Annotated in this window: 9 protein-coding genes and 1 pseudogene; 2 read left to right on the top strand and 8 right to left on the bottom strand. The window is 60.7% G+C overall.

Annotation, left to right across the window (positions count from 1 at the left end; translation table 11 throughout):
* The 7 genes and pseudogenes from ACYQ2W_RS27035 to ACYQ2W_RS25335 form a co-directional block, all read right to left on the bottom strand.
* Window positions 1-146 (bottom strand): annotated as a pseudogene (locus tag ACYQ2W_RS27035) (hypothetical protein); the annotation flags it as partial.
* A gap of 304 nt (window positions 147-450) precedes the next feature.
* Entirely contained in the window at window positions 451-621 is a 171-nt protein-coding gene (locus ACYQ2W_RS25360; RefSeq protein WP_459873688.1) for a hypothetical protein, read from the bottom strand.
* 67 nt (window positions 622-688) lie between these two features.
* On the bottom strand, window positions 689-811 hold the full coding sequence (locus ACYQ2W_RS25355; RefSeq protein ID WP_459873686.1) for a hypothetical protein: 123 nt from the start codon (window positions 809-811) through the stop codon (window positions 689-691).
* A gap of 664 nt (window positions 812-1,475) precedes the next feature.
* Window positions 1,476-1,922, bottom strand: coding sequence for a PIN domain-containing protein (locus tag ACYQ2W_RS25350; RefSeq protein ID WP_459873684.1), 447 nt, complete (start codon window positions 1,920-1,922; stop codon window positions 1,476-1,478).
* 13 nt (window positions 1,923-1,935) lie between these two features.
* Entirely contained in the window at window positions 1,936-2,181 is a 246-nt protein-coding gene (locus tag ACYQ2W_RS25345; RefSeq protein WP_459873682.1) for a FitA-like ribbon-helix-helix domain-containing protein, read from the bottom strand.
* A gap of 101 nt (window positions 2,182-2,282) precedes the next feature.
* Window positions 2,283-2,582, bottom strand: a complete 300-nt coding sequence (locus ACYQ2W_RS25340) for a HigA family addiction module antitoxin (protein ID WP_459873680.1) — start codon at window positions 2,580-2,582, stop codon at window positions 2,283-2,285.
* Between the two features lie 9 nt (window positions 2,583-2,591).
* On the bottom strand, window positions 2,592-2,870 hold the full coding sequence (locus ACYQ2W_RS25335; RefSeq protein ID WP_459873678.1) for a type II toxin-antitoxin system RelE/ParE family toxin: 279 nt from the start codon (window positions 2,868-2,870) through the stop codon (window positions 2,592-2,594).
* Between the two features lie 172 nt (window positions 2,871-3,042).
* Between ACYQ2W_RS25335 and ACYQ2W_RS25330 the strand changes: the two genes are divergently transcribed.
* Window positions 3,043-3,258: an AbrB/MazE/SpoVT family DNA-binding domain-containing protein gene (locus ACYQ2W_RS25330; protein WP_459873675.1), complete on the top strand. Its 216-nt coding sequence runs from the start codon at window positions 3,043-3,045 to the stop codon at window positions 3,256-3,258.
* The gene (locus ACYQ2W_RS25325) at window positions 3,255-3,665 is read left to right on the top strand and encodes a type II toxin-antitoxin system VapC family toxin (protein ID WP_459873673.1); all 411 of its coding nucleotides are present in this window, start codon (window positions 3,255-3,257) and stop codon (window positions 3,663-3,665) included. Before ACYQ2W_RS25330 ends, ACYQ2W_RS25325 begins: the two co-directional genes overlap by 4 nt.
* A 61-nt stretch (window positions 3,666-3,726) precedes the next feature.
* On the opposite strand, the gene ACYQ2W_RS25320 is transcribed toward ACYQ2W_RS25325, so the two are convergent.
* The gene (locus tag ACYQ2W_RS25320) at window positions 3,727-3,888 is read right to left on the bottom strand and encodes a hypothetical protein (RefSeq protein ID WP_459873670.1); all 162 of its coding nucleotides are present in this window, start codon (window positions 3,886-3,888) and stop codon (window positions 3,727-3,729) included.
* Window positions 3,889-4,110 lie beyond the last annotated feature (222 nt).

Here is a 4,110-nt window from a genome sequence, read left to right as displayed (position 1 = left end):
TCTTGGGGAACATCGAAATGGCGACCGAGATTCAACAGCGTACGTTGCCGCACCTTGCCGCCGACTCGTTCCGAGCTGACCAGTCGGTGGGTGTAGTAGCCCTCTCCCGTAGTCGTGTTACGCGTTCGTGTGCGACGAATGTACATGTCCATGACCGTACAACGGGGGACGGCATAATGGCAATAGCCCGACGAACGATTATGGCACTACATTGCAAAAAACGAGCTTCGAAATACGAATAATCAATAACTTACGAGTGAATTCTTCTCGAATTCCTGCTGTTTTTGGGCTGCAGCTGTTAAATGTGGGCTAGAGCGCACGCGCGGGGTCAGGTCTTGAACGTTGCATCTCGCTTTGAAAATACTGGGACGCCCCTGACAAGTCCCCCCCACGGCAAGAACTAACTCAACGCCCTTGCTATGGAAATTCTTAAGAAATGCGGCTTGGCGTCTATTCGGGCGCCGCAAGCGCCCACGGATTGACGTAGTCCACCCCCGAATGACGGAACTCCGACTCATTGCGGGTGGCGACCGTCATTCCGGCAGCCGCGGCGATACCGGCGATCATGGCATCCGGTAGGTGCGCGTCGAGGCTCTCACCCAAGGCCCGTTTGCGGGCCATGAGCGCGGCACAACAGGGCCCCAGGGTCAGGTCTTTCCTTTTGCCTTTGGCAAAAGGAAAGACTTCTTTATTTCCAAAGAACGACCGATGTCATTGGCACGCACCCCGATCCTTCACCGTTCACCGCCGACCGCCCAGTCAGCAACGTGAACTGCTGAAGGAGCGCCATCACCGCATCGACCTTGGTCATCGTATCGCTCGGCAACGACCCGTTCAACGGATTGCCACCCGGTTGCCCGCTTCAACGCTCTTCCGCCTCTCCCTGAATCTGGTCCCTGTCGGCCACATCCCGCTGCCGACTCTCTTCCAGCCGCCGAAGGACCTCCCTTCTCGGGAAAAGATACCTTCCAACCCCCAAGCACGTCCCTTTCCCAGCCCATCTTCCCCAAATTGGCCAAACATAATCCAATCGTTGAGGAGATCAGGGCGCTGGAATCCGGCCTCGCGGTAGGATCTGACGGAACGTCCGACCCGCGGATTCTGACGGGGTATCGCGGCCTTCGCTTCGGTGCCTCCGTTTACGTCGGCGCGGTAGCGCCAACCTACCCGCTGTCCCGTGACGATCCACGCGCCGACACGCCGAAGTGCTCGGTCAGGGCGCGGATCAAGCCGCTTTCCTCGGTTCGATTTTTTCAATCTCTTTTCCCGCTTCGCGTTCGGCCAGATCCAGGTCGTAGGCCTGCTGGAGATTGAGCCAGAAACGGGCGCCGGTGCCGAACCAGCGAGGCGCGCAGGGTCAGGTCTTGAACGTTGCATCTCGCTTTGAAATTGCCGGGACGCCCCTGCCCACCCCCACGGCAAGAACTAACTCAACGCCCTTGCTATGGAAATTCTTAAGAAATGCGGCTTGGCGTCTATTCGGGTGCCGCAAGCGCCCACGGATTGACGTAGTCCACCCCCGAATGACGGAACTCCGACTCATTGCGGGTGGCGACCGTCATACCGGCAGCCGCGGCGATACCGGCGATCATGGCATCCGGTAGGTGCGCGTCGAGGCTCTCACCCAAGGCCCGTTTACGGGCCATGAGCGCGGAACAACGGTCGGCGGCAGCAGCGTTGAAATCGTAGACCCCCGCTCGAAAAAGGTCGTCCACCAGCGCGTCGAAGCGCTCGGTGAGACCATTGCGGCGGCGCCCCTCGGGGAGGCGGGCAAGACCGTAGCGAATCTCCCAATAGCCGACGGAAGAGAAGGCGAGGCGGTCGACACCTACCGAGTCCAACCAGTCGAGCACGCAGGCATCCGGCTCCGGCCGCATCAATTCGGAGACGACATTGGTGTCGAGCAGGTAGACAGGCTCCATGTGGCGGCTCCCGTCACTCCTCGTTGAACTCGACGGGGTCGAACGCATAGTCCCCCTGGTCGCCCAGGTCGATGCCTCGATCATGGCCGAAATATCGGCGTACGATTTCCGATGGCTTGGCGGTGGCGGTCGCCTTCTCGCGCCCCTCATGGATCAGGCGGCGCACCATCTCCTCCATGGAGATGTGGCGGCGCTCCGCCTCGGCACGCAGCCACGCCTTGTCAGCGGAATCGATCTGGCGGACGGTCAGCAAGCCCATGACGGCGGCATCTCCGGCATCTTCATCGTTGTCTTGAATCCTAGTGAATGCATGCTATGCATTCAAGGAACGAGATTTCATGAGAAATTAGCGATCCACCTCTACGCAGCCAACGGATGGACATTCAGCTTCTTCTTCTCGTGGCGCACCCGCCACAGGTCGTAAGCGACTTGCTGCTGAAGCCACATTTCGGCACGACCGCCGCGCTCGACCCCGAGCCATGCCTCAAGCCGAAGGGCCATTTCCGGCGAGACCGCGGAACGACCGTTGAGCACCCGCGAGAAGGTGGCGCGAGAAACGCCCAGCTGTTCTGCTGCTTCGGTAACGGAGAGCCCCAACGCCGGCAGTACATCGTCGCGTAGCGTTTCTCCAGGGTGAGGGGGGTTGTGCATCGGTGCCATGACGTTCTCCTAGTGATAATCCCGATAATCGACCAACACGACGTCTTCGCCGTCAAAGCCAAACGTCACCCGCCAGTTCCCGTTCACGGCTACCGACCAGTGCCCGGAGAGATCTCCCGACAGCGGGTGCAGCCTCCATCCCGGCACGTTTACGTCGTCGGCGATACGCGCCCGGTCCAACCGGGCGAGTATGCGCGCCAATTTCGGGGCATGATCCGCCTGAATGCCCGCCTTGGAGCCGGTCTCGTAGAATCGCTGCAATCCCTTGTGACGAAAACTCTTGATCATGCAGGACAATGTAATGCGTAACGTCACGCGCTACAAGCGAGACCCACAACAAAGGAGTTACCGGGACACCCATGACTGCGCCCATGGCAACAAACGCTCCTCAGCCCAGACCTTGACCCTACGGATCGACTTCGCTAGAAATATGAATACGAATTCATACCCTGGGAATCCCATGCGCATCAGCGAACGAGGCCAAGTCACCATTCCCCGCGCCATCCGCGAAGAGTTCGGGTTGCTGCCCGACACCGAAGTGGAATTCGTGGTCCGGGACGGTACCGTCCAACTCATCCCCAGTCCCACGGCACGCAGCAAGGCCATCGACCGCCTCTATGGGCGCAAACGGTTCGACCGCACCACCGACGAGCTGATGGCACTGCTGCGGGAATGAACGCCTGGCTGGTGGACACCAACGTGCTGCTCGATGTGATCGGCGCCGACCCGGCCCACGGCGAACGCTCCAGAATCACGCTTTCACGCTGCGCCGAACGGGGAATCCTGGTCATCAACCCGCTGATCTACGGCGAGGTCGGCGCGATGATCGACTCGCTGGAGGAACTGGAGGAGCTGCTCCCCGAATCGCTTTTCCGGCGCGACCCGATCCCCTGGAACGCCGCCTATCTCGCCGGCCACGCCTTTCGCAAATACAAGCGCAACGGCGGCAGCAAACCCCGAATGCTGGCCGACTTCCTGATCGGCGCCCACGCCGCCGTCGCCGGAATCGGCTTGATCACCAGGGACCGCGGTTACTCCACCTATTTCCAGCTGGAACTGCTCGACCCGTCCCAGCCCGCATGACCCGCTCGCAATTGCCGAGACATCCGCAGCAATTCCCCAGCGGACAGCCGCAACAACGCCACTACGCCAGCCCCATCGCAGCCTCGACTTCGGCTGCCAGTTCCGGGTTCTTTCCCTTCAACCTTTCAACACCTCGGCGCACGACATCGAGGTACTGATTGCCATACGGCGCCATTGCTTCCCACGCGGCCACCACTTCCCCGGGGAAGGTATCGATCATCACCTGCAGGATCGCTTCCGCCTGGGCGAGGTCCTTGATCGCCTTGTCCCGCCGGGAGGGATCACGGACGGCGGCAACGATGAGCTTATGCGGGGCAACGGAATTACCGGGACGGAATTACCGGGACACCCATGACGCGGAATTACCGGGACACCCATGACAGCGCCCATGGCAGCAAACGCTCCTCAGCCCAAGCCTTGACCCCACGGATCGACTTCGCTAGCC

The sequence above is a fragment of the Endothiovibrio diazotrophicus genome (genome assembly GCF_054657215.1).
The sequence above is the reverse complement of the archived record's forward strand: the minus strand, read 5'-3'. Positions and strand labels throughout refer to the sequence as shown.

Excerpts from the sequence above, each read along its gene's own strand:
- ACYQ2W_RS25360 (WP_459873688.1), bottom strand. The coding sequence starts at position 621 with ATGGCCCGCAAACGGGCCTTGGGTGAGAGCCTCGACGCGCACCTACCG.
- ACYQ2W_RS25355 (WP_459873686.1), bottom strand. The coding sequence starts at position 811 with ATGACCAAGGTCGATGCGGTGATGGCGCTCCTTCAGCAGTTCACGTTG.
- ACYQ2W_RS25350 (WP_459873684.1), bottom strand. The coding sequence starts at position 1,922 with ATGGAGCCTGTCTACCTGCTCGACACCAATGTCGTCTCCGAATTGATG.
- ACYQ2W_RS25345 (WP_459873682.1), bottom strand. The coding sequence starts at position 2,181 with ATGGGCTTGCTGACCGTCCGCCAGATCGATTCCGCTGACAAGGCGTGG.
- ACYQ2W_RS25340 (WP_459873680.1), bottom strand. The coding sequence starts at position 2,582 with ATGGCACCGATGCACAACCCCCCTCACCCTGGAGAAACGCTACGCGAC.
- ACYQ2W_RS25335 (WP_459873678.1), bottom strand. The coding sequence starts at position 2,870 with ATGATCAAGAGTTTTCGTCACAAGGGATTGCAGCGATTCTACGAGACC.
- ACYQ2W_RS25330 (WP_459873675.1), top strand. The coding sequence starts at position 3,043 with ATGCGCATCAGCGAACGAGGCCAAGTCACCATTCCCCGCGCCATCCGC.
- ACYQ2W_RS25325 (WP_459873673.1), top strand. The coding sequence starts at position 3,255 with ATGAACGCCTGGCTGGTGGACACCAACGTGCTGCTCGATGTGATCGGC.